This window comes from Halomicrobium katesii DSM 19301 (genome assembly GCF_000379085.1).
GTDB classification, from domain to species: Archaea; Halobacteriota; Halobacteria; order Halobacteriales; family Haloarculaceae; genus Halomicrobium; species Halomicrobium katesii.
This window is the reverse complement of the sequence record NZ_KB905378.1, coordinates 1,671,118-1,692,442: the sequence shown is the minus strand read 5'-3', so window position 1 is coordinate 1,692,442 and position 21,325 is coordinate 1,671,118. Positions and strand designations below refer to the sequence as shown.

The following is a 21,325-nucleotide window of genomic DNA, read 5'->3' as shown; positions in this document are numbered from 1 at the left end:
AGACGATGTAGCCAACAGCATGCCGTCTCATCGCATCCTCTGTGTCGATCCCGACGAGGACGCCCGCCAGGACACGGTCGAACGGCTCCGGACCGAGCTCACGGAGTTCGACCCGGTCTTCGAGACCGCGGCGACCCTCGACGACGCGACAGCAGCCGTCTCGACCGACCTGGCCGCCGTCGTCACGGAGTACGACCTGGCCGACGGAACGGGCCTGGAACTGGTCACTGCGGTCCGTGACACCGCGCCGGACGCGGGCTGTATCCTCTATACCGACGCCGCTCCGGACGCCATCAGCACCGACGAACTGCGCGGGACTATCACCGAGTACGTCGGCAAGGGCTCGGTGTTCGGGACCGAGCGGCTGGCCAGACTGCTCCAGACGACTGTTGAGGGCAAGTCACAGGCCTCGTACCCGCTGCCACAGAACGAACGCGAGCGGCTGGCGGCACTCCAGTCGTACGATCTCGACGATCGAGCACTGCTCGACTCCCTGGACCGCATCACCGACCTGGCGGCCACGCACTTCTCGGTCGAGCGCGCCTCGATCAACATCATCAGCGAGCACAGTCAGGACTTTCTGGCCTGCTACGGCGGGGCCAACGAGTGGGACACGATGGACCGGCAGGACTCCATCTGCACGTTCACGATCGTCGAAGACGACGATGTGCTCGCCGTCGAGGACGTGACCGAGGACCCGCGCTTCGAGTCCCGCAGCGACACGCTCTTAGACATGGGGATCCGGGCGTACCTGGGCGCGAACCTCGTGACCAGGAGCGGGCTCGTGATCGGGCCGCTGTGTGTCTACGACGACGAGCCGCGTTCGTTCTCGGCGGCCGACGAAGCGTATCTCCGCGATCTGGCGGCCGTCGCCATGGATGTGATCGAACTCCACGCCCGACTGGACGGCGGCGTCGAGACGGACGGAGAAGAGCCATGAGCGGCGGAGCCGACGGCGTCTACGAGTTCGGCGACGGCGTCCCGATCGAACCGATCGAGGCGGGGTCGACCGTGCTGGTCGCCGGGCCGGCGCTGAGCCGCGCCGAGGACCTCGTCCGCTCGATGGTCGCCGACGGGACGGAGACGGGCGACGGCATGCTGTTCGTCTCGACCAACCAGAGCTGCGAGACGCTGCTCGACAGCTGCCGTCGACTCCACCCGTCGTTCGACACCGACCGGGCGGGCGTCATCGACTGTACCGGACAGGACCTCGCCGAGTCGCAGTTCGATCTCAGGGTCAGGTCGATCTCGACCCAGAGCGACCTCACCGGTATCGGGATGCGCTTCTCGGCGCTGTACGAGTCGCTGTACGCCGACGCCGCCGACGGCCGCGTTCGGACCGGGCTGGTCAGCCTCTCGTCGCTGTCGATGTACGTCGACATGCGGGCGCTGTTCCGGTTCGTCCAGACGCTCTCGGGTCGGATCGACAGCGCCGGTGGACTGGGGCTGTTCTCGATCGATCCGACGACTCACGACACGAAGACGGTCAACACGATCAGTCAGGTGGCCGACGGGCGGATCGGAGTCCGGGAACCGGAAGACGGCGACGCCGACGGCGAGTTGCGCGTGCGCGGCCTGCGCGGTCAGCCGGACGACTGGCAGCCGTTCACGCTGCCGTAGTCACGGAACGTACCAGATGCCCCGGTCGCGGTCCAGCAGCGAGCCCACGAGGACGTGCGGGAGCGCGACGATACTGATGAAGACGCTCCAGAACGCGACTGCACCGGGGAGTGCGGCGGTACCGGCGAAGGGGTTGGGGAACAGCCAGTAGACGACCGCGAGGACGGCGAACGTCGCCAGCGCACCGGCGATCAGAATGCCCCACGCGCGCAGCACCACCGTCGACGCCGAGGTACCCCCGACCAGATCCCACTCGTCGTCGCCGACCGGTTCGGCCTCGACGGTCGCCGTCCGAGCGACCTGGCGGGCCGAGTACCAGAACGGGAAGTACAGACCGACCGCGACCAGCACGGGCACGGCGGCGAAGTACGCGGCCAGCAGGACGGACTCGCCCGCGTCGACGAGCCAGGAGCGGCCGCCGCCCCGGACGTAGCCCAGTCCGACGTGCGCGCCCAGCGCGAGCGCGTAACCGACGGCGATCACGCGCCGGGTCAGGTCGAACTGGCCGCTGTAGGCCGCGAGCGCGCCGGGTTCGACGAGTCCGACCATGAGCGAGCTGAAGCTGTGGAACGTCGTCGGGTGGAAGACGATGGGGACGAGCATGACCGCACCGCCCCGGACGGCGATCGCGAGCGCACGCTGTGGACGGGTCTGCAGGTGTCCGGTCCCACTCGTCGCCGCGAGCACGTGGAGCCCACCGAGCCCGCCTTTCGCCATCGCGACCACCAGGGCGAGCGCGAGCCCCGCGACCGGCGCGAGCAAAAAGAGTCCCACGAAGGCACCGATGGCCAGCAGGTACGCTCCGACGTACCGCCACCGGACCGTCGGCCGTCGCCGCCGGAGGTTCTCGAAGTGCTCGTACCCGCCGTGTGGGAGGTTCAGCGCGACCATCCCGACGAGGTAGACGACCATCTGGGCCCGGAGCGGAACCTCGATCCCGGCGAGTGCGAGCCCGCCGAACCCGACCAGCAAGACCAGCAGTGCGGCCCGAGAGAGTCCGAGCGACGGGTGTGTGTCCACGTCTCGGTACAGCCGCCACGCCGAGAGGGTCTCCGTCGGGCGCATCGTCGGACGCTAGCGTCGTTCGTGAAAAAAGTGGGATACCTAACTCCCAGTGTGTGGGAACGGCAGGTGCCCTCAAAACGACGGGACCGCTAGCGGCGGGCATGCAAAGTCGGCGCTCGGGCGATCCGACGGTGACGGTGATCGGCGGCGGGTTCGGCGGCCTCTCGGCGGCCGCGTACCTCGGACGGGCGGGCCTGGACGTGCGCCTGCTCGAACGCCACGACCGGGTCGGGGGCCACGCCGGTGTACTCGAACGCGACGGGTTCCGGTTCGACACGGGACCGTCCTGGTACCTGATGCCCGACGTGTTCGAGCGGTTCTTCGCTCACTTCGACCGCGAACCGGGTGACTACTACGAACTGGAGCGACTCGATCCACAGTACCGGGTGTGCTGGAAGGACGGCGACAGCGTGACGGTCCCGCCCGATCGCGACCGCGTCGAGGCGATCTTCGAGTCCTACGAGGCGGGGGCCGGCGAGGCACTCGCCGCGTACCTCGGCGACGCCGAGCGCAACTACGAGCTGGCGATGGATCGCGTCGTCTACGAGGGCCGCGAGCGACTCCGAGAGTTCGTCGACACCGACCTGCTCCCGATGGCACCGCGCTATCGCCTGTTCGGGAACATCGACGACTACGTGAGCCGCTACGTCGAGCACCCGAAGCTCCGTCAGCTCCTGGAGTACACCCTCGTCTTCCTCGGTGGCTCGCCGTACAACACGCCTGCGCTGTACTCGATCATGAGCCACGTCGACCTGAACCTGAACGTCTTTTACCCGGAGGGCGGTATCGCTGGCGTCGTCGACGCGCTGGCGGAGCTGGCCCGCGAGCAAGGCGTCACCGTCCGGACCGGCGTCGAGGTCCAGCACGTCGGCGGCGAGGCCGGTCAGTTCGAACTGTCGACCGACGACGGCCTCGTGGAGAGCGATCTCGTCGTCAGCAACGCCAACCCGGCCGACACCGAGCGAGCGCTGCTCGACGACCGGGACCGCGCACACGACCCCGGATACTGGGACGACCAGACCTACGCGCCGTCGGCGTTCTTGCTGTATCTCGGCGTCGAGGGCGATGTGGACCCGCTCGAACACCACACGCTCGTCTTGCCGACGGACTGGTCGGACCACTTCGAGGCGATCTTCGACGAGCCGCGCTGGCCCGACGATCCGGCCTACTACCTCTCGGTGACCTCGAAGACCGACGACACCGTCGCTCCCGACGGACACCACGCGGTCGTCGCGCTCGTCCCGATCGCTCCGGGTCTCGACGACGCTCCGGACGTGCGCGAGCGGTTCCGCGAGCAGGTCCTCACGGATCTGGCCGAACACACCGGCGTGGACCTCCGCGATCGGATCGTCTCGGAGACGACGGCCTGCGTCAGCGAGTTCGCCGACCGCTACGGCGACCCCGACGGGACGGCGCTGGGTCTCGCACACACCCTGTTCCAGACCGGTCCCTTCCGACCGAGTCACCGCGGTCCACTCGACGGCTTCTACTACACCGGGGCCTACACGACGCCGGGGATCGGGATGCCGATGTGTCTCATCAGCGGCGAACACACCGCCACCGCGATCTTCGAGGACTATCCGGCACTGGGCGACGCCGAGACCCTCGCGTCGGTCGAGTGACGCTGCCGGCGTCGTCGGAGGAACCGACTTGTCGGCGGCGCGCCTACGGCAGGCATGGACGGACGCGAAGCGAAGCGGTCGACCGTCGACGACAGCGTCGAACGCCGCGACGTACCGGCCGCCGGCTGGTACCAGATACGGAATCCGATCCGATTCGGCCTGACCTACTACGTCTTCGAACTGTGTAAACACCTGCCACCGATCGCCAAGAACCCGGTCTATCGGGCCTTCGGCGTCGAGATCGGGTCGGGCTCCGTGCTCGCGCCGGCCGTCGTCGTCGACCCGTTCTTCCCGGAGAAGATCACGATCGGCGAGAGGTCGCTGATCGGCTGGGGGACGAAGCTGCTCACCCACGAGGGGTACACCGACGAGTGGCACGTCGGCCCCGTCGAGATCGGCGACGACGTGACCCTGGGACACGGCTCCTCGACGCGGCCGGGCGTGACGATCGGCGACGGTGCGACGGTCGCCGCCCACTCGTTCGTCAACCGCGACGTGGCACCGGGCGAGCGCGTCGGCGGGGTCCCGATCGAACCCCTGTCCAACGACGAGTGACGCTCTCGCCACCATTATAACCGTCTCCCGAGAACCACGATCAATGAGCGAGGAGACGCCGATCGACCGCGCCCGCGAGAACGTCACGGGGATCGTCTCCATGCTGGTGACCGGCATCTGGATGGTCGGTCTGTTCACCGGACAGGAGTGGTGGCTCCCGGCGCTGATCGTCGGATACGCCGTGTTCGTTCCACTGACCGCGACCCTGTTCGGCGACGAGGAAGACCGAGAGGAGTGGGCCGACGACGTGACCGGCACTGAATCTGGCGAGACGACGAGAGACGAATCGGAGCGGGAAGCCGACAGTCCGAACGAGACCCCACTGGAGGCGCTGCGCCGTCGCTACGCCGAAGGCGAACTCACCGACGAGCAGTTCGAGCGCAAGCTCGACCGACTGCTGGAGACCGAGACGCTCGAAGACGTCGAAGAGTACCGCGAGCGGGCCAGCCAGGAGCGCGAGCGGGAACTGGAGTAGCCCCAACCCCAGTCGTTGGTAGTGTTCAGAGAAGCCGCTACATTTTCTGAGTTGTAGACACCGAGAGCCCTCGGCCCGCTATAGTGACAATTGAAATGATTTACACACTGATCGCACTGCTGTCGTGCGATCGAGTGTGCATTGACTTTCAATGGCTACTGAGCGACGCGAGGGCTTTCGGTGCCTGAATGACGCTACTCTCTCTTATCTGAACACCGCCCAGCCGACTCCCCGAAGGCATACGGACGGGGCCGTCGAAGGGCCGGCCATGGAACTGCAGACACTCACGGACCGACTGGACGAGCGACTCGACACGGCGACCTACGCCGACCTGGACGCGAGCCCGAACGGACTTCAGGTCGAGACCCGCTCGACCGAGATCGAGCACGTCGCCGTCGCCGTCGACGCCGCCGAGGCGACCGTCGAGGCGGCCGCCGACGTCGGGGCCGATCTCCTGGTCACACACCACGGCATCGTCTGGGGCGGAATGGAGCGACTGACCGGGACCCACTACCGTCGGATGGCCCCCCTGATCGAGCACGACATTGGGCTGTACGTCTCCCACCTCCCCCTCGACGGCCATCCGGAGCTGGGCAACGCCGCCGGACTCGCAGACCTGCTCGAACTGGACGACCGGGCTCCCTTCGGCGAGGTCGGCCCGGAGTACATCGGCCAGCGCGGACGGGCAGCCAGCAGCTACACCGTCGAGGACCTCCGGTCGTCGCTGGCCGACGAACTCGACACCGCCGGCCGACCCGTGCAGGTGCTCGACTTCGGCCCCGACGAGATCGAGGACATCGCGATCGTCACCGGCAGCGGCAGCGACTGGATCGGCGAAGCCGCCGCGGCTGGCGTGGACGCGCTCGTGACCGGCGAAGGCAAACAGAAAGCCTACCACGAGGCCCGCGAAGCGGGGCTGACGGTCGTACTGGCCGGCCACTACGCCACGGAGACCGTCGGCGTCCGGTCCCTCGCCGCGCTGCTCGAAGAGTGGGGCCTGACCACGACCTACGTCGACCACCCGACCGGACTGTAACGACCACGACGGACCGCATCCCTCAAGCGCCCTCGGCGGCCACTGTCCGCCGATGGACGCGCCGGTCGAGTTCGACGCGATCGACGATCACGACGACCTGATCGCGTGGTCCCGTGCCTACTGCAAGCACGCCCGTCGCGAGTGGCTGGTGGACGTGCGCCTCGACCTCGTCGAGTGGACGGTCTCGACGCGGGCCCGCCGCCGCGCCGCCGCGGTCAGACACCCCCAGATCGACAACGCCACCGTCGGCGACCCCCTGGACTGGGACGCCGTCCCCGATGCCGACGGCAGGCCGCTCCCGTGTACGCTGTCGCTGACCTGGGACGCGTTCCGCGAGTTCTCGCAGGCGGAGTGGGCGTCGACGCTGCGCCACGAGCTGATCCACGTCGAACAGTACCAACACTGCGCCACGACCGGCCACGGCGCGGCGTTCCGGCGGCGCGCCGAGACACTCGACACCGAGGTCCACTGCCGAACGTTCGCCGACGCGCGCTGGACCTTCGAGTGTCGAACCTGTGGCACCGTCGTCGCCCGCCGCTACCGTGACTGCCCGTCCGTCCGCGAGTACGACCGCTACCGCTCGGACTGCTGTAGGGCACAGCTTCGATGCGTCGAACGATCGGAGTGAACCCTGTCGAGGACGAGCATCTACCGGCGTTGCTCCGGCGAATCGTTCAGCCGATCTCTCGCGGTGTCCATCTACCGGATCTCCTGTACTGTCGGCCGTCCATCTGTGACCGATTTCGCCACACGGGGTGGCGAATGTCGTTGGTGGGTTTCAGAGGATACCGAGGAGTAACTCTAATTATAATGCGGGGGTACTGTCAAGTCCACTAGCGAATGGGATCTCCTGATTCACAAACGTACGAGCCCGTCGAGATACGTCTGAGTTCACTGGGTAGCCTCCTTCTGTATCGATATCATCTAACGTCTCTATGATTTTTGCCTCACCCTCTTTAGAGGGTGTCATAGAAGTCTTCACACACTATGGTCGAGATTGTGATTATTATAGAGCGTTACTAGCTTAGAAAGCCGTGCACTTGGTGCACGGTGCATTGAAATGTTTAGAGTATCCCTTTTCGTTTCCGAATTATGATTTCTCTCACTCGTTCAGCGTGATTTGACTCGGATTGAACGAACGCTGTGAGGATGGCCTCGACGATCTCGGAGCGGCTGGCTCCGAGATCGTCACACTCAGCAACTAATTCGTCCACTTCTTGTACGATCTCTTCGTCAACAGCAACGCCGAATTTCTCTTTGCCCATATCTATAACCCACTAAAAATGGCGTGCACCAAGTGTACAGCGTTTTGAGGAAGTCAACGAAACCATGAGAACCGTTCTATGACACCCTCTCACCCTCTTTAAGCAACAGAGTGCTTTCTGAACCTGCCTCTTTGATTGTCAAGCGTACCTGATCGAACACTTCACCCCCTATATCGAAGGGATTTTCGTCATCATCCGCATTTTCAATCCAGTCTTCGAGTTCACCGACATCCACATCAATTGAACCCCCTTCGAAGGGCTCATATATGCTAGACTGCTTGCAGAGTGAGTCCCCGAAGATCGATGTGAAGCGGTCATTTCGTTCGTTGAGTCTGCCGCTTTTCCGGAGACGAGCCCGAGTGACCTCATCTGCGTGTCTTATTCGGCTATAGATCGCCTCATCTTTGACGGGCTCAAATTCCAGCATCAAGCCATCCGGTAGTAGGGTCTCGAATTCTTGTGCCAGCAGGGATTTGATTCCTGCAGTGCCGACGGCCTCTAACACTATCACAGCTCTTCGAGGGTCATTGTCTGGGACATGCAGAAGGAACGGAATCGGAGTTTCTGCAGCCTCTTCTGCCCTTCTTGCATCTTCTTCGCGATTACCTGTGTCCGTATCAAGGTGATCTGCAGAGGTTCCATAGACGCCATATTTCAATACACCTTCTAGTGTTCCGCCAGCGCTTCCTTGGGTTGGTCGGAAATATCCACCACCATTCTCGGGATCGTCGTCTACCGAAAGTGTACGTTGCCGGCCTTGGTCATTAACGGGGTTGTTGTACCAGTGTGTAGCGTATTGCTCGAACAGTTCGGTCAGGTGGAGTGGTGAGCTATGGCTATCTACAAAGAAAGCTTCCTCAAAGGCAGCCCCACTTTCAACGAGAGATGTCAGGTCCAGATAGTCGGTAGTATTTCCACTCTTTCGAAGTCGGATCTCATACGGTTTTAGTTTGAAGCGCGACATACAATGCAATTGGAGAGTATAGCTTATATACTCGGTGGCACCGGAGTGAAAGTGAAATTTCCAGCCCCTCAATCCAACACCCTCTGTCGAATATACACCTGACACAAAGGGGTGTTATGTGTTCAATACACTATGAAATCCCAGATCAAATATCCCATCATCAGACTGCTAGATCAATCTATGATCACTATTGGATAGCACTTTCAATCTGGACCTACAGCTAACATGTCTATCTAAACCACCAACTTCAGTTGAATTGAGGTGATTTGTATTCACATCTTATAAATGAGGAATTAGCCCCACACGTCGACAATCGGCAGGTATTTTTCCCGATCTACTATCGGCACGTCGTCACCGTCGTCGGCGCAGTCTTCGACGACTTCGAGGTCTTGCTGACCGTCTCCCAGTTCGTCGCTGGGGAGGTCCCGGTACGCATATGCACCGATGTAGTCGACGACACAGCGGAACTCAGCTTCCTCGGGCAGCGTTGAACGCACCTGCGGCTGTTCCACGTCGGAGATCGTCCGCTCAACGGCGGCGTCGAGATCGTCGAGGTCGTCCCACTGCCGACGCGCGAGGTCGTCGCGTCTCTCGCGCTCACTCGCAGCCTGTACGGAGTCGAGCGAACACCACCGGACGGCTTCGCGAACGTCGGGGTCCTGCGTGTGGTCGTTCGGGTCGATCCCCTCGGTGATCGCTTCCGATCAGGACCAGAACCGCCGGTTCGTCGCCCCGTACAGCGCGAGCTTCCACGTCGCCGCTGTGTCGGCGTCCGACCCTCTGTCGTCGTCGCCCGCCTCGAAGGACTCCGTGCGGGCTCGTCGTCGCTCACGGCCGACACCTCCCGTTCGGCAGGGCCGGGCACTCTTGCCCGACTTCCTCGATGATGAATCCGCAGTAATCGCACACCAGCGGATCCTCAAGCGGGTCGAAACTGTCGGAACTCACGCCGACCACCGCCGACTTAAAGAGGTGACTTTAGAACATTTCTGTAGCGCAGTAATTTGGGCGCAGAAGCCCAGAACTGCCGTTAATTTCGATACAACACGGAAAAGAGTGGGACCGCCGAGGTGGATAGCCGGTTAGCTGACATTACTCTACCGAAAGTCGTCTGTCGGTTTGATGGACTAATTGAATACATAGTGATGTGTCTCACTCGTCAGAATCGTCGAGTTTGTCGAGATGGTGCCGTCGAGCCGCACCGCGAACCAGTGCTTCAGGCTGATCGTAGACGCCTTTGATCAGATCCTCACCGGTGTCGGCCTTGTCCGCCAGGTCCGCGACCGGCCAGCCGTTATCCCGGTGCCAAGTGATCGAGCCGGTTCTGATCTTGTGCGGGCTTCGTGAACTGGGACACTTCGAGCCGTGGCCGTGTTCGCGGGCTTCACAGGTCTCGGGATCACGGTTGTGGGGACACTCACCGCCGAACTCACACGGCTGGGTCAGGATGTAGATCCAGTTCCGCATCGTCGAGCGGGCCAGCCTGCCCGACCCCTTCCGCGTCGTGAAAAGGGGTTTGCGACCCTCGTCGTCGGTCACTTCGAAGCGGTTCACGTCGATGTAATCCTCGACGACCTCCGCGACCCAGCCGGCGATGTTGATCACGCGCTCCCCGCCGTCGCGGTTTTTCAGGTTCGTTCCCGAATCCGACCGGTTCCGTGGGAAGATGAACGGCAGTTCGGCTTCGTCGAGGATCTGCTCGACGGCGTTCGGTGAGTGGCCGCTTTCAGCGAGTTCGACCCGTAGCCGCTCGCGGTCTTCCTCGTCGACGTAGACATCCTTCAGGTCCAGCGAGTGCAACGTTCCGATGCGGGCGGCTGTCCGCCACAGTAGCAGGAAGAGAACATGATCACGGGACGCATAGCGGTACTTTTCGAGATTCTGGAGGGTCGGCTTCGCACGCTCGGAGATGAGCTTCTCCGTGTTGACGCGGTCTTCCTTCGTCAGCTCGGGCACGTTGATCGCCCGAACCACGTCTTCGGTGACCGCTTCCAGATCACGGCAGTACTTCAGGAACTGGCGAACCGTCCCGAACTGATTGTTTAGCGTCTGCTTCTGGAGGTCTCCACGACGTTCTGCCTCGAACTCTTTGACAGTCCGCGTGGTCAACTGATCGAGTGTTTCGATATCGTTCGCATCGCAGAACTCCAGAAACGGCTGTACTCGATACTGATAGGACTCGATCGTTGACTCGGCACGGTCGAGTTGCTGAATCCAGAGGTCGAAGGCCTCGCGCGGCGGGGTCGGCTCCAGGTCGGCTTCGTCGTCGACAGCCTCGCGGATCTCTTCGAGCACGTCGCGAACGTCGTCGCTGTCGTCGCTCATTACGCAGCCCTCCGGTGTTTTCGCCCACAGCCCAAGCAGCGGGACCAGCCGGGATACACGTCGCGCTGGCAGTCGTCTTCCCGACAGGTCTCGACTTCGGCGAGCCGAGTCATTTGTCGATCACCTGCTCGACAGCGTGTTTCTGATAGTCGCCGGCCCACTTTGCGATCACTTCGGAACACCACGGGCACCGGTAGGCACCGTTGACTAACACGGGCTGAGGGAATCCACCGGTACAGCTTCGACAGGTCCACACAGTCCCGTTCATCGCAGGAACCCCCAAAGCGAGTGAACCTTCCCACGGAGCCGGTCCCGTCGCTCCACTCTCCAGGCGTCGTCGTACTCCACGTCGACGTACCGGAGCGGCAGGCGCGGGCGATCGTGGCCCTCGCTGCAGGTATCGAGTTTCCAGCCTACCCAGATCGCGCATTCCGGACAGTACCAGGGCGACTCGTGGCGGTCGGTCTCGCGCGTCATCGCTCGGTCCCTCCGTCGAGATCGCGATCGTACGGTCCGGTCGGCGTCACCAGCCGGACGCGTTCGCGCTCGTGCAGCTCGCCGGTCTTCCGGTCGCGCAGTTCGTTAAACGACCCGTCGACGCCGTCAGTACGCGCGCAGGAGGCACACCAGAAGTGGTGGTTGGTCGGCTCCCAGGAGCGGTGGCCGCGGGGACACACGAATCGCCACCGATCGCTACGGCACTCTATGCGGACGGTCTTCTTTTCCAACATACCCATTCGGAACCGACAGAGGGGATGGTAAAAGGAGCGAGTCTTATCCGCGTGGTGAAAGTGAAAGTGAACAGTTCGCCGACCCGTCCCCCGGAAATCCGTGATTCTGCCGGTGGAAGTGAAACTGGTTCTCGATCGGTGCGTGCGCTGTCGGACGGGGCTTTGATGTACCCCGGACGAATTTGCTATCATGGCTTTCGTGCTACTTCACGGAAGCCCACGCGGACCCGCTGCCCTTACAGCGGGGTCCGCAATTCTCGAACAGGACCCGACGACGAGCGACGGGTCCGCGACGTGCTTCCGTTGAATACCGACAATGTGGCAGGTAACTTAATACTAGTGGATTGCACAATCTACTCTAGTGGATTATACAATTGCAGTTACAAGGTCAAACGGCGCACCTAACTACAAGATATTCATGCAGTTAGCCAATGCGACGGCCACGGGTGCCTTGGATGACAGCAGCAGATGACCGTATTCTTGAGTTTCTGCTGAATGAAGGAAATGAGCCTATTGTCTCAACGCCAGCAGTGGTTGAGATGAATCTTGACTATCAAATAACACATATACGAACACGACTGAGAGAACTTCACAAAGCTGGCCTCGTAGAATACTACGATGAAGACAGGGGTGCTTACCAGATCACCGACCGCGGCCGTGCCTACCTCGCTGGGGAACTCGAAGCCGACGATCTCCTTGTTGATAGCTAAAATCGCGACAGCAAATCTGTTTCCGGAATGTAACCTAGATAATGAAGTTACGGTGCGAGATAGTGAAAACGAGGGACTGCACTGAATGTCTGAGAACGACGAAGCTCAAAGCATCGAAGACGAGCAAAGTTATCGATTTTCTACCGGTCAGCGGGTTTACGACCGTGAAAAAGAAGGACAGACGAGTATGGTCATCGTCCACCAACCCGGTGAAACAGCCGGAGAGTGGGACATACCTGGAACTGGGCGGACCGTCGCTGATTTCAACGAAGAGTACGATTCAGACGCACTCGTGAGTGTGGCTGTCTTCGAACAGAATCTTAGCGACGAACTCCCAGATTGGGAGGACTTAGATGACGAGACCCTCTGGAAGGAAGTACAGGAAGCATCGATCAAGCACTACACATACCCAGAACCACGGCTGTTCCGCGGTACAGCGAACCTCCCCGGCAATATCGAGACGTACCACGAACTCATCTGCTACCAGCACGCCCGTCTGATTCAATTAGCTGCTGACGTTGCTCACGACGGCTTTCTCTGGAAGCGATACCACCAGCTCAAAGAAGGCGAGTACGAGATGGCGTCGATCACGAAGGAAGACAAGTACCAACTGAAGGAGGATTTCGGGATCTGCATCTACTGCAAGGAAGAGACCGAGACCACCTTCGACCATGTAATTCCCCTCGCTGAAGGTGGTGACGACTCCATCAGTAATCAGGTTCCTGCCTGCCAGTCCTGCAACTCCTCGAAATCGAACAGAGACGTGATCGAGTGGTGCAAAGAGCGAGACGAACCAGTTCCACGTCTCGTGTGGGGGAAGTACCTGAAACAGATGGGAGAAAAGCTTGCTGAAGAGGGAAGGCTACACGACGAGATTCCTGATAATGAACGAGAGAAGTGGGATGGAGTCGAACTTCAGCGGAACATCACAGATCGTATTCATAAGCGGGAGACTGACGGGAGAAAGCGATAGCAATACTCCGAAGGAGACCACAGGCCCAGTAAAAGCAAATGTATGCGACCACCTTATCGCTGGGTATTTAACAATCCGCACTAGCACACAATCAAGATTCAAAGATGCCTGATATCGGCTTCGTGTGGGTTGAGTGGCCCTACGCCCGGATTCGTCGCGAACTCGATACCGTGGGCGGTGACGTGACTCGTTTCGTCTACCAGCTCGAATACGACGCTGACGCGACCCGCGACGGGCACCCGCCCCACGACTGGCGACAGGTCGTGCGCTTCGATCACAACGTCGACGGTAAGCATAACGTGTCGATCGAAGGTCTTCATCTGGACGTGTACCGTGACGGTGAAAAGTTCAAAAAGACGTGGGACTTCCCCGATGTTCCGCTGCAGCACGCGCCGGAGTTCTGCCAACAGTATCTACTCGCCAACGCGGATTACTTCCTCGATCAGTTCGAGTCATGGCACGACTTCGGAAAAGAGTGGAGATAGACGGCGCTACTCGTCGACGGCTTCCCATTCCTGATTCTCGGCGTCAGGAATCGGGCCGTCATACTCGAACTTCTCGACTGGCTCACCAGTGAGTTCGGCGAGCCGCTCTGCGGCGGATTTCTCGTTGGAATCGCCGTCGTGTTCGAGGCTCATGGTAGGGTGCTGTGGTATATAGTACAACACACAGCGTCTTATCCCTGTTGGAAGAGCATCGTTCAGCAACCGTACGGGGTCGCACGTCGAGAAGATACGATTCTCGCCAGTGGCCACGAGCGGGTATCGAACTGTGGCCACTATCCTGACCGACGACCCATCGAGTCCCCCCGATCACGCGGGTTCACCAGCTCAACCCGACCGGTTCCGTCGCTCTTTATATACGGTCTCAGTTCGAGTGAGGCGATAAAACTAGGATTCTGGGGGTCGTGGCCACAGGTATGGGTGACCAGATCCCCAACCAGGTCCGAATCCGAACCAATCCAGATGACGATTACGGCCACAGGTACGAGGCGATCCAGCGCGCGAAGAATGTCTTCGATGTGGGGAACAACACCGGCGCGATCATCGCCGCGTGCGAACACGCCCGTCGCGACGAACAGGGCAAACGCGAGGCGATGGACTACCTCGCCCGCCATGTTGGTGACGACGTCCTCGAAGAGGTGGCCGAACGACTGTCAACCAGATCGATGCCGATAGAAACAGAATCGACGGTCCAAGTCGGCGAAAAGTAGCTCAGTCGGCTCGGACGCTCCCAAGCGCATCCTGCTGTAACATCCGTTGCGCGGCAATTCGCTCGATAGCCTCGCACTCGGACAGCTCGGGCACGTCGCCACTGTCGACGAACCGAACCGCATAGCAGCCTTCGTCGAGGCGATCGACCACGACTTGCTGATTGTCGGGCAGTCCGCCGTCGTCGTCGACCAGCCCATCTCTGGCGAGATCGTCCTTCGGGATCGTCACGCTACCAGTACCGTCCATGTTCCGGAGTTTCTGCATCACTATCGGCTGGGTTTCGTCTACCCATCAAATAGGTTGGGGTCACCGACACCGCGTATATACGCCGTCGCCCCACGTCCCCCATTTTCCTGAGAACTATTGCGGTCAGACGAACGGGGTCGAGCATCGGTCGCGAGCGCGGCCGAACTCGACTATGTACGGAAAGATCGACATCGAAGACGCGCTGTTCGGCACGATCTTCGCCGCCAGTGCGTTCGTGACGAACGGAATCGCGACGATCAACATCCTCGGGAACGACCTAGGCGCGGCGGTGTGGACCGGGCAGGGAACGGAGATCACCTTCGCGTTCCTGCTGACGCTGGTGTCACTGTTCGGAGCCTACGCGACGAATCGCGTGAACCGCTCCAGCGGGAAGTCCTACGAGATCGACACCGATCTGGCGAACATCGCCCGCGGCGAGGCACCGGTCGAGACGTACCTCGCCGTCGGAACGGCCCTGCTCGTCCTCGTGACCGGGCTGAACATCCTCGGCGCGCAGGAAGTCATCGCCGGCACCGCCGCGTTCGGGCTCGTCGTCGTCGCCGTCGAGGCCTCGGGCTACTACGTCATCAGCTACATGGGGTGATCCTCGTGAGGCTCGATACACTCCTCGGCTACGGCCTGCTCGGCACTATCGGCGTCTCCGCCTCGACGATCGCCGCCGCTGTCGTCGGTCAGCCCTTCCCCGTCGTCGTCCCGACGATCTTCGCCGCCGCCGTCGTCGCCGCCCACCACGTCCGCACGAAGGACACCGACGACGACCAGCTCGACGACGCGACCGGCGACGCTCCAGCCGTCGCTACTGACGGGGGCGACCCATGAACCGCGGCGCGGTCCTGATCGCCGTCCTCCTCGTCTCGTCGGCCATCGCCCCGGCCGGCCTCGCCCAGACGGCCACCAGCACCCAGACCGACACCCCGACCGACACGACTGACAAGCAGACGTACACCTTCCAGGGCGCTGATCCAATCGCCGTCGTCGACACCACCAACATGAGTGGGTCCGTGACAGTCACCTGGTCTACCCGCGGTACCCCCGGATCGGGCAGGACTATTCTCGCTCGGGAGACCGTCGACACCACCCAATCAGACGGCCTGGGCTTCCACAATAGTGTTTATGAGGAGCTTAACGCGACTGTCGAGGGTGAGGGGGCTGGCGATGTCGAGACTGCTGTCTACGGCGGTCGCACACTCGTGCCGGACCGGTACGATGTGACCGGCGGCACCGGCAACGACAAGGATCTGACCTGTGATTACGTCCAGAAGCTCGGACGGCTGCTGTCGACAGACTATACACAATACGACTGCACGGCACCGGTCTCGTCAAATTCGATCAACACGACCAACACCGACGCCAAGCAGATCAAACAGGACATCTACCAGCGTGCGCTCGATCAACAGGCGTCCGCTGAGGTAACCCACACCTTTGCCGCTAACAGATTAGAAGGAGCCAAAACGCAGGCCCGTATCGCCGGCCAAAACGCCCAGATTAGGGCGCTCAACAACGGCTCCAGCAAAGCCGCCACCCGTGCCGCTGGGAAGCAGGCCATCGCAGACCACTACGCTAAGATCCAGATCAACCTCGCTAAGCAGTGGGATATCTCCATTGCTAATGTCCGCCATCATAGGCGTGTCGTCGATAACGAGAGCGGGATTAGTGCGTCCTACATCCATCACGTTGACGAGACGAACTATGGGGCCTGGGAAACTCCAGCCACTCATGATGGATACTCACAGATATCCATGCAGTTGGTGAACGGATCCAGCGTAACTGTCACTGGTATCGATGTGTCTGGCAGTTTTGGTGGTGGCGATGCCTTTGATACCACGCTCGGACTCAACCGATACGAAATCGCCTTCGAGAAATATTATCGCTTCCACGGATTCGAAGTCGGGGCACCGACTGACAGCCACGATCCACACCTTGTGCATGACAACTCTCAATACGTCGAGAGTTGGCAACAGATCAAGACCCAAAACGACGCTGTCCAGTCCGATATGGACGTGCTCGTCAACAACACCTACGACTCCTATCAGGCCGGCGAAATCAACAACTCAGACTTGATCGATCCCTACCTCTACGGACAAGAGTTCAGTGCTGGCGACAATTACCAGGGCTGGGCCGCCAGCAAACTGACCATGATGGGGGCAAACAGCCCTGAAACGCTGGATTCCACGGGGTACATGGTCGTTACAACCGAGGACGGATCTGAATATCGCGGCGTGCTCATGTCCCAAACCAACCCCGCCAGCGGCCAGTTTGAGACGAACATGACCTACGATCCCAGCGCGATCGGCGGCACTCAGTGGGTCGTCACCGACGAGCGGACCGTAGAGCTAACGACCAACTTTAGCATCAGCGAGATCCGCACGACCGACGGTGAGCGTCGCCAAAACGTCACCATCGAGAAAACAGTGTACAAGACCGCCGACGTGAACACGACCCAACTCGCCCAGTTGTACGAGAACCTCGCTTACGAGCGCGCACAGTGGGAGGCTCGTGAACAGGAGTTGGGCGGCGGTGGCGGTGGTGGCTTCCTCGGCGGCGGCTCGATCAACCAGACGGTCGCACTGCTCGCGCTGGCCGCGCTGGCCGGCGCTGCACTGCTGGGCAACTCCTAACCACTCACCATGCGCTTTCTGACACTCGTGACGCTGGCAGTCGTCTCGCTCGCGATCGTCGCCGGCCCGATCAGCGCCACACCGATGGGGCCGGCGGCGGCCGCTGGAAACACTCCGACAGCCGACACCCCGAGTCCCCAGCCTACCGCCCAGGACTCGGATACCACGCCGACCGACACCACGCGGATTGACGAGAACACGGTACTGGTCGATTCCGAATACCGCGCGAACGAGAGCGTCGCGCTGCTGACCATCCGCTCGAAGACCGTCCAGACACTCACCTTCTCCGACGGCGGCCGGTTCCGACAGGGCGGGAAGGTGCCCGTCACCACTGAGCCCTTCCGCGCTGGTGAGACAGCAACGATCGAGATTCCCGTCACCGAAGTCGACGGCTGGGTTGGCGTCGCTATCTCCACCGAGAACACCCGGCTGTACTCCGAAATCGTCGAGCAACCCTCCGGCGGCGGGCTCGATATCCTCCGCGCACTGTCGTCACTCCAGGCGTGGCTCGCTGGCGCGGCGATCGCCTTCGTCTGGATGGCCATCGCCGGCTACAACGTGATCCGCCGCGAGAACGGCCGGCCGGAGGTGGCCTGAATGCCCGCCCCGACCTTCCAGACGAACCGGGACCGACTGACGTGGCTCCTCGGCGAGTACAAGCTGCTCGTCACGGGCATGATCCTCGGCGCGGTCGGGCTGGTGATCTACTACCAGCCACAGCTCCCGACGCCGCCGGTCTGGATCGCTGGCGTCCTCGTCGGCTGGCTCCTGCTCGGCGTTCCGTGCTACCTCGTGGGCGCGAAGATCGCCCGGTGGCTCCGGAACCGCAACTGGATCGAGGTTCACCACGTCAACGCGGCCGAAGACACCGTCCAGAAGCACTACGTCCCGCCACAACTCTGGCGCGAGAAGGAGATCGAAGGGCCAGATCCGTACCCGATCAACGGCGGCAGCGCCTGGGCCGTTCGGGAGTACGAGTACCTCGACGACATCGAACAGGTTCGGGTTCAGGGTGTCTGGCTCGAAGGCTGCCAGGACACCCAGCTCATGACCAGCAAGAAGCAGATGGAAGACATCCACGGCTGGCTCATCGATCGCGCCGAGGAACTCGCTGCCATCCGCGGGCGGTGGTCCCGTGGTGCCGTGGAACTCCAGAAGAAGCTCGTCACCGCCGAGAGCGAAGCGAACGAACGCGGCCAGATGATCCAGAAGACCGCTGCCAAGGACACCTTCGGCGACCTCGTCGACGACGGCGAAGACTTCGACGACGCCCCCACCATCCACGATCTCGACGACCACGACCCCACCGCCGACGCCGCCGTGGGCGATGGGCCCGCCGACGTATCGGTTCCCGACCAACCGAACCAGAACCCCCAGATGAACGATGACTGAGGACAACAGCGACCTCTACACCCCGGCACAGTTCCGCGAGTACCAGGACGGCTACGGCCAGCGCGAGCCAGACGAGACCCACGCACACGCCGGGATCGTTCGCGACGAGAAACTATCGCGCTATCTCTCGATCCTCGAAACGCACTACGATCCACAGCGCTGCGACCGGCCGGCGAAGATGCCCGGTCAGGCAAAGGATCTCCAGCACGTCCGGGATATCGTCCGGATCGAAGGCACCGAGACGGCTCGTCGTGCCCTGGAAAACGGCGACATGCAGTCGCTCAAGCACTTCACCGGCGACGCCGGACAGCGTGCGGACATCTCCGGAATCAAGGCGATCGACCAGCTCCGCGCACAGATGACAGGGCCAGCGCCGATGTTCTACGAGTGGGCCGAACCCGGTACCGGGAAGTCGAACTTCGCCTGTCTACTCGGCCAACTCTGGAAGGAGCAGCACCCCGACGGCCTCGTCGCCTCGAACATCCGCACCCTCCAAGAAACCGACACGTGGCTCGACGACGACGGAGATCGGCGGGACGGCTGGCTGGCGAACTACGGCGAGCTGAACGAGTGGCTGAAACAAGACGGCGATCCGATGCACAACACCCAGACTCCGAAGCTGTTCATCTTCGACGAGGCATCGAGCAACGCTGGCGGCAGCGGCAAGGACGGCTACGACACGAAGACGAAGCTCGGACCGCTCACCTACAAGATCCGGAAGTACGGCGGCTCGTTGATCGTCATCGGCCACGACGGCCGCGACGTGCATCCGCTGGTTCGTGAACTGGCGGTGTGCGTCCACAAGGAGGGGCTGAAGGAGGCGACCTTCTACGAGGACGTGAAGGGCCGCTCGGGCGTGAACGAGATCTTCTCCGTGTCGGGAATCCCCGAAACGGACTGGCGATACGACGACAAGGAGCCAACCACGTGGTCGTGGTCAGGCGGCGAGGAAGACGGCGACGAAGTCGATCCCGCCGACCTCTCACGGAAGCTCGCCGTCTACACCGTCATCACCGCCAAGGAGGCAAATCCGGAGAAACCAAACCACGAAATTGCCGATTTCGTTCCCTACAGCGCCGAATGGGTCCGACAACGCTGGAACGAGTACCAGCACGACGGCGACCATCGCAACGTGGTTGGCGACGTGGAGGGACTAACCGCATGACAGCGGCGGTATTCGGGCAAACCAACAACAACCAACCCCCTGGCGTACTCCTACGCTTGGCCCATGGCGTGCTCGCTGCCTGCAAGCGCACGCCAGCCATGGGCAACGGCCGACAACAACCCGGAGGAGTATCTATATATGACGCACGCGAGGCAACAAAATGAGCCAAGCGGTCGATCCAATCCAGATGTGGCTCACGTGGCTGTCCGGAATACTCCTCGGCGCGATCGTCTTCGACCAGTCGGGATCAGCCGGACTCGGGTTCCTGTGCAGTTCCGTACTGCTGGTCGCGCTCGGTCACTCGATCCTGCTGAAATGGCGAGCAAACCGGAGCACAGCGTAATGCCCAGCCATCGCGCGAATCACTACGGCACCCTCGTCGAGCGCCAAGCCGCCGAGCGGTACGGACTAGAACTCGATCGGTGTAGCTGGCACGACGCGAAGCGACCGGACGGCACGCCGGTCGAGATCAAGGCTGCGATGCATCGCCACAGCGACGGGCAGCCCGGCACGTTCAAGCTCTACGATCAGTACCACGAGCAGCTCCGTGCTGCGAACGGGTGGTACGTGTTTGCGGTGTATCGGATTCGTGGGCGTGGTATCGAAGTCCTACAGTGGGAGATGCGTCACTCCTCAAGACTGCCGAAGTTACACTGGCACGGTGGGGGAGAGCATCGTGAGGCTCGCCAATCGAAAATCGGCATCTCCGAGCTGCACCAACTTGACAGGCCGAGAGTTAGTGCTTATAAATAAACAGATCTATACAGAACTGTTGATTTCATCAACAACAGCATCATTTAGTCGTTCTCTACTTGCTAAGTCCGTCTGAGCCAGTAGCTCAACAATATCTTTCCCCGAAAAGAGTCGTACTGGATATGTCGAGATATTTTCTTGTTGGGCTTTTTGAGTATAGTATGACATCGTGAAAAACAGTCCAATTTCTCCATCGTCGACTCGCGACGCCAGACGGCTAATTTCACGCCCTCCAACGCTGCCAGATTTATTCTTAACCTGTGCTTTGAACGCGATTTTTGTATTTGGTTCCGTCAATTGAGCTTCCGTTACCAGATCGATTTTGCCTGTCAAATCAACACCTTTGTCTCCACTACTGGGGGTGAGCTCGACCTGCGATATATTGTCCATGCTGCTGAGCATCTTTTTTAACAGCCTTTCCAGCTTTTCTCCTCTTTCAGTATTTGACCCATCGAGCCGAGATCGAATATCTGAATGAAGATCCGATACCTTCCCTTCGGGCTTCTGAGCATCCGCTGACCGGATACGGTCTTTATATACCGAGTATCGACGGACGGTGCCAGTATCTACCCAGT

At 61.3% G+C, this 21,325-nt stretch carries 28 protein-coding genes; 18 read left to right on the top strand and 10 right to left on the bottom strand.

Translation table 11 applies throughout. The features are described from left to right. The first annotated feature begins 19 nt into the window (after nucleotides 1–19). Entirely contained in the window at nucleotides 20–940 is a 921-nt protein-coding gene (locus HALKA_RS0109035) for a GAF domain-containing protein (RefSeq protein ID WP_018257675.1), read from the top strand. After that, nucleotides 937–1,620 (top strand): RAD55 family ATPase, encoded by a 684-nt coding sequence (locus HALKA_RS0109030; RefSeq protein WP_018257674.1) that lies wholly within the window; start codon nucleotides 937–939, stop codon nucleotides 1,618–1,620. Before HALKA_RS0109035 ends, HALKA_RS0109030 begins: the two co-directional genes overlap by 4 nt. Here the strand turns inward: HALKA_RS0109030 and HALKA_RS0109025 are convergent, their stop codons facing one another. Further along, nucleotides 1,621–2,685, bottom strand: a complete 1,065-nt coding sequence (locus HALKA_RS0109025; protein ID WP_018257673.1) for a Brp/Blh family beta-carotene 15,15'-dioxygenase — start codon at nucleotides 2,683–2,685, stop codon at nucleotides 1,621–1,623. Between the two features lie 101 nt (nucleotides 2,686–2,786). On the opposite strand from HALKA_RS0109025, the gene HALKA_RS0109020 reads away from it, so the two are divergent. The 5 genes from HALKA_RS0109020 to HALKA_RS0109000 all read left to right on the top strand — a co-directional run bounded on the left by HALKA_RS0109020 (nucleotide 2,787) and on the right by HALKA_RS0109000 (nucleotide 7,001). Then, a complete protein-coding gene (locus HALKA_RS0109020; RefSeq protein ID WP_018257672.1) occupies nucleotides 2,787–4,307 on the top strand; it encodes a bifunctional phytoene desaturase/3,4-desaturase in 1,521 nt (506 codons plus the stop codon). A 54-nt stretch (nucleotides 4,308–4,361) separates the two neighbouring features. After that, nucleotides 4,362–4,862: an acyltransferase gene (locus HALKA_RS0109015; protein ID WP_018257671.1), complete on the top strand. Its 501-nt coding sequence runs from the start codon at nucleotides 4,362–4,364 to the stop codon at nucleotides 4,860–4,862. A 43-nt stretch (nucleotides 4,863–4,905) separates the two neighbouring features. Then, entirely contained in the window at nucleotides 4,906–5,337 is a 432-nt protein-coding gene (locus HALKA_RS0109010; protein WP_018257670.1) for an SHOCT domain-containing protein, read from the top strand. Nucleotides 5,338–5,605: 268 nt separating this feature from the next. Continuing rightward, on the top strand, nucleotides 5,606–6,373 hold the full coding sequence (locus HALKA_RS0109005) for a Nif3-like dinuclear metal center hexameric protein (protein ID WP_018257669.1): 768 nt from the start codon (nucleotides 5,606–5,608) through the stop codon (nucleotides 6,371–6,373). Between the two features lie 52 nt (nucleotides 6,374–6,425). Next, entirely contained in the window at nucleotides 6,426–7,001 is a 576-nt protein-coding gene (locus HALKA_RS0109000; protein WP_018257668.1) for a SprT-like domain-containing protein, read from the top strand. A 436-nt stretch (nucleotides 7,002–7,437) separates the two neighbouring features. On the opposite strand, the gene HALKA_RS0108995 is transcribed toward HALKA_RS0109000, so the two are convergent. From HALKA_RS0108995 to HALKA_RS0108965, 6 genes are all read right to left on the bottom strand, one after another. Then, nucleotides 7,438–7,638 carry a ribbon-helix-helix domain-containing protein gene (locus HALKA_RS0108995; protein WP_018256768.1) on the bottom strand — a complete coding sequence of 67 codons (201 nt, stop codon included), beginning with the start codon at nucleotides 7,636–7,638 and terminating at the stop codon, nucleotides 7,438–7,440. A gap of 76 nt (nucleotides 7,639–7,714) precedes the next feature. Then, nucleotides 7,715–8,602 carry a hypothetical protein gene (locus HALKA_RS20950; RefSeq protein WP_155119391.1) on the bottom strand — a complete coding sequence of 296 codons (888 nt, stop codon included), beginning with the start codon at nucleotides 8,600–8,602 and terminating at the stop codon, nucleotides 7,715–7,717. Between the two features lie 293 nt (nucleotides 8,603–8,895). Beyond that, on the bottom strand, nucleotides 8,896–9,114 hold the full coding sequence (locus tag HALKA_RS21920) for a hypothetical protein (protein WP_018257665.1): 219 nt from the start codon (nucleotides 9,112–9,114) through the stop codon (nucleotides 8,896–8,898). Between the two features lie 640 nt (nucleotides 9,115–9,754). Beyond that, a complete protein-coding gene (locus tag HALKA_RS0108975; protein WP_018257664.1) occupies nucleotides 9,755–10,927 on the bottom strand; it encodes a tyrosine-type recombinase/integrase in 1,173 nt (390 codons plus the stop codon). Nucleotides 10,928–11,191: 264 nt separating this feature from the next. After that, complete coding sequence (locus HALKA_RS0108970; RefSeq protein WP_018257663.1) at nucleotides 11,192–11,404, bottom strand: hypothetical protein; 213 nt, start codon at nucleotides 11,402–11,404, stop codon at nucleotides 11,192–11,194. Continuing rightward, nucleotides 11,401–11,664, bottom strand: coding sequence for a hypothetical protein (locus HALKA_RS0108965; protein WP_018257662.1), 264 nt, complete (start codon nucleotides 11,662–11,664; stop codon nucleotides 11,401–11,403). The genes HALKA_RS0108970 and HALKA_RS0108965 overlap by 4 nt, the downstream gene beginning before the upstream one ends. A 449-nt stretch (nucleotides 11,665–12,113) precedes the next feature. On the opposite strand from HALKA_RS0108965, the gene HALKA_RS0108960 reads away from it, so the two are divergent. The 3 genes from HALKA_RS0108960 (at nucleotide 12,114) to HALKA_RS0108950 (ending at nucleotide 13,826) form a co-directional block, all read left to right on the top strand. Continuing rightward, nucleotides 12,114–12,368 carry a winged helix-turn-helix domain-containing protein gene (locus HALKA_RS0108960; protein WP_080505815.1) on the top strand — a complete coding sequence of 85 codons (255 nt, stop codon included), beginning with the start codon at nucleotides 12,114–12,116 and terminating at the stop codon, nucleotides 12,366–12,368. A gap of 85 nt (nucleotides 12,369–12,453) precedes the next feature. Beyond that, the gene (locus HALKA_RS19455; protein ID WP_018257660.1) at nucleotides 12,454–13,341 is read left to right on the top strand and encodes an HNH endonuclease; all 888 of its coding nucleotides are present in this window, start codon (nucleotides 12,454–12,456) and stop codon (nucleotides 13,339–13,341) included. A 104-nt stretch (nucleotides 13,342–13,445) separates the two neighbouring features. Beyond that, nucleotides 13,446–13,826, top strand: coding sequence for a DUF7718 family protein (locus tag HALKA_RS0108950; RefSeq protein ID WP_018257659.1), 381 nt, complete (start codon nucleotides 13,446–13,448; stop codon nucleotides 13,824–13,826). 6 nt (nucleotides 13,827–13,832) lie between these two features. Here HALKA_RS0108950 and HALKA_RS20945 read toward each other — a convergent pair whose 3' ends face one another. Next, on the bottom strand, nucleotides 13,833–13,979 hold the full coding sequence (locus HALKA_RS20945) for a hypothetical protein (RefSeq protein ID WP_018257658.1): 147 nt from the start codon (nucleotides 13,977–13,979) through the stop codon (nucleotides 13,833–13,835). A gap of 281 nt (nucleotides 13,980–14,260) precedes the next feature. Here HALKA_RS20945 and HALKA_RS0108940 point away from each other — a divergent pair, with 281 nt between their 5' ends. Continuing rightward, complete coding sequence (locus HALKA_RS0108940) at nucleotides 14,261–14,554, top strand: DUF7692 domain-containing protein (protein ID WP_018257657.1); 294 nt, start codon at nucleotides 14,261–14,263, stop codon at nucleotides 14,552–14,554. 1 nt (nucleotide 14,555) lies between these two features. On the opposite strand, the gene HALKA_RS0108935 is transcribed toward HALKA_RS0108940, so the two are convergent. Then, nucleotides 14,556–14,819 (bottom strand): DUF8053 family protein, encoded by a 264-nt coding sequence (locus HALKA_RS0108935; RefSeq protein ID WP_018257656.1) that lies wholly within the window; start codon nucleotides 14,817–14,819, stop codon nucleotides 14,556–14,558. 154 nt (nucleotides 14,820–14,973) lie between these two features. Between HALKA_RS0108935 and HALKA_RS0108930 the strand changes: the two genes are divergently transcribed. The 7 genes from HALKA_RS0108930 (at nucleotide 14,974) to HALKA_RS19445 (ending at nucleotide 20,750) form a co-directional block, all read left to right on the top strand. Continuing rightward, nucleotides 14,974–15,405, top strand: coding sequence for a DUF8023 family protein (locus HALKA_RS0108930; protein ID WP_018257655.1), 432 nt, complete (start codon nucleotides 14,974–14,976; stop codon nucleotides 15,403–15,405). Next, nucleotides 15,402–15,641, top strand: coding sequence for a hypothetical protein (locus HALKA_RS0108925; protein ID WP_018257654.1), 240 nt, complete (start codon nucleotides 15,402–15,404; stop codon nucleotides 15,639–15,641). The genes HALKA_RS0108930 and HALKA_RS0108925 overlap by 4 nt, the downstream gene beginning before the upstream one ends. Then, complete coding sequence (locus tag HALKA_RS21915) at nucleotides 15,638–17,440, top strand: Env/VP5 family phage fusion protein (RefSeq protein WP_018257653.1); 1,803 nt, start codon at nucleotides 15,638–15,640, stop codon at nucleotides 17,438–17,440. Before HALKA_RS0108925 ends, HALKA_RS21915 begins: the two co-directional genes overlap by 4 nt. A gap of 9 nt (nucleotides 17,441–17,449) precedes the next feature. Next, entirely contained in the window at nucleotides 17,450–18,037 is a 588-nt protein-coding gene (locus tag HALKA_RS0108915) for a DUF8063 family protein (protein WP_018257652.1), read from the top strand. Then, nucleotides 18,038–18,832 (top strand): hypothetical protein, encoded by a 795-nt coding sequence (locus tag HALKA_RS0108910; protein WP_018257651.1) that lies wholly within the window; start codon nucleotides 18,038–18,040, stop codon nucleotides 18,830–18,832. Then, nucleotides 18,825–19,997 carry a hypothetical protein gene (locus HALKA_RS0108905; protein WP_018257650.1) on the top strand — a complete coding sequence of 391 codons (1,173 nt, stop codon included), beginning with the start codon at nucleotides 18,825–18,827 and terminating at the stop codon, nucleotides 19,995–19,997. The genes HALKA_RS0108910 and HALKA_RS0108905 overlap by 8 nt, the downstream gene beginning before the upstream one ends. Nucleotides 19,998–20,339: 342 nt before the next feature. Next, nucleotides 20,340–20,750, top strand: coding sequence for a PD-(D/E)XK family putative nuclease (locus HALKA_RS19445; RefSeq protein ID WP_018257648.1), 411 nt, complete (start codon nucleotides 20,340–20,342; stop codon nucleotides 20,748–20,750). Between the two features lie 6 nt (nucleotides 20,751–20,756). Here HALKA_RS19445 and HALKA_RS20380 read toward each other — a convergent pair whose 3' ends face one another. After that, entirely contained in the window at nucleotides 20,757–21,173 is a 417-nt protein-coding gene (locus HALKA_RS20380; RefSeq protein WP_281170699.1) for a restriction endonuclease, read from the bottom strand. Between the last annotated feature and the right edge of the window lie 152 nt (nucleotides 21,174–21,325).

Bases quoted from the DNA above. Each gene is read 5' to 3' on its own strand.
- HALKA_RS0108975 (WP_018257664.1), bottom strand. From the start codon at position 10,927: ATGAGCGACGACAGCGACGACGTTCGCGACGTGCTCGAAGAGATCCGC.
- HALKA_RS0109000 (WP_018257668.1), top strand. From the start codon at position 6,426: ATGGACGCGCCGGTCGAGTTCGACGCGATCGACGATCACGACGACCTG.
- HALKA_RS0108905 (WP_018257650.1), top strand. From the start codon at position 18,825: ATGACTGAGGACAACAGCGACCTCTACACCCCGGCACAGTTCCGCGAG.
- HALKA_RS0109025 (WP_018257673.1), bottom strand. From the start codon at position 2,685: ATGCGCCCGACGGAGACCCTCTCGGCGTGGCGGCTGTACCGAGACGTG.
- HALKA_RS0108935 (WP_018257656.1), bottom strand. From the start codon at position 14,819: ATGCAGAAACTCCGGAACATGGACGGTACTGGTAGCGTGACGATCCCG.
- HALKA_RS0108930 (WP_018257655.1), top strand. From the start codon at position 14,974: ATGTACGGAAAGATCGACATCGAAGACGCGCTGTTCGGCACGATCTTC.
- HALKA_RS20950 (WP_155119391.1), bottom strand. From the start codon at position 8,602: ATGTCGCGCTTCAAACTAAAACCGTATGAGATCCGACTTCGAAAGAGT.
- HALKA_RS0108995 (WP_018256768.1), bottom strand. From the start codon at position 7,638: ATGGGCAAAGAGAAATTCGGCGTTGCTGTTGACGAAGAGATCGTACAA.
- HALKA_RS0109005 (WP_018257669.1), top strand. From the start codon at position 5,606: ATGGAACTGCAGACACTCACGGACCGACTGGACGAGCGACTCGACACG.
- HALKA_RS0108950 (WP_018257659.1), top strand. From the start codon at position 13,446: ATGCCTGATATCGGCTTCGTGTGGGTTGAGTGGCCCTACGCCCGGATT.
- HALKA_RS0108910 (WP_018257651.1), top strand. From the start codon at position 18,038: ATGCCCGCCCCGACCTTCCAGACGAACCGGGACCGACTGACGTGGCTC.
- HALKA_RS19455 (WP_018257660.1), top strand. From the start codon at position 12,454: ATGTCTGAGAACGACGAAGCTCAAAGCATCGAAGACGAGCAAAGTTAT.
- HALKA_RS0108965 (WP_018257662.1), bottom strand. From the start codon at position 11,664: ATGGGTATGTTGGAAAAGAAGACCGTCCGCATAGAGTGCCGTAGCGAT.
- HALKA_RS21915 (WP_018257653.1), top strand. From the start codon at position 15,638: ATGAACCGCGGCGCGGTCCTGATCGCCGTCCTCCTCGTCTCGTCGGCC.
- HALKA_RS0109015 (WP_018257671.1), top strand. From the start codon at position 4,362: ATGGACGGACGCGAAGCGAAGCGGTCGACCGTCGACGACAGCGTCGAA.
- HALKA_RS0109020 (WP_018257672.1), top strand. From the start codon at position 2,787: ATGCAAAGTCGGCGCTCGGGCGATCCGACGGTGACGGTGATCGGCGGC.
- HALKA_RS0109030 (WP_018257674.1), top strand. From the start codon at position 937: ATGAGCGGCGGAGCCGACGGCGTCTACGAGTTCGGCGACGGCGTCCCG.
- HALKA_RS20945 (WP_018257658.1), bottom strand. From the start codon at position 13,979: ATGAGCCTCGAACACGACGGCGATTCCAACGAGAAATCCGCCGCAGAG.
- HALKA_RS0108915 (WP_018257652.1), top strand. From the start codon at position 17,450: ATGCGCTTTCTGACACTCGTGACGCTGGCAGTCGTCTCGCTCGCGATC.
- HALKA_RS0109035 (WP_018257675.1), top strand. From the start codon at position 20: ATGCCGTCTCATCGCATCCTCTGTGTCGATCCCGACGAGGACGCCCGC.
- HALKA_RS0108970 (WP_018257663.1), bottom strand. From the start codon at position 11,404: ATGACGCGCGAGACCGACCGCCACGAGTCGCCCTGGTACTGTCCGGAA.
- HALKA_RS19445 (WP_018257648.1), top strand. From the start codon at position 20,340: ATGCCCAGCCATCGCGCGAATCACTACGGCACCCTCGTCGAGCGCCAA.
- HALKA_RS0109010 (WP_018257670.1), top strand. From the start codon at position 4,906: ATGAGCGAGGAGACGCCGATCGACCGCGCCCGCGAGAACGTCACGGGG.
- HALKA_RS0108960 (WP_080505815.1), top strand. From the start codon at position 12,114: ATGACAGCAGCAGATGACCGTATTCTTGAGTTTCTGCTGAATGAAGGA.
- HALKA_RS0108940 (WP_018257657.1), top strand. From the start codon at position 14,261: ATGGGTGACCAGATCCCCAACCAGGTCCGAATCCGAACCAATCCAGAT.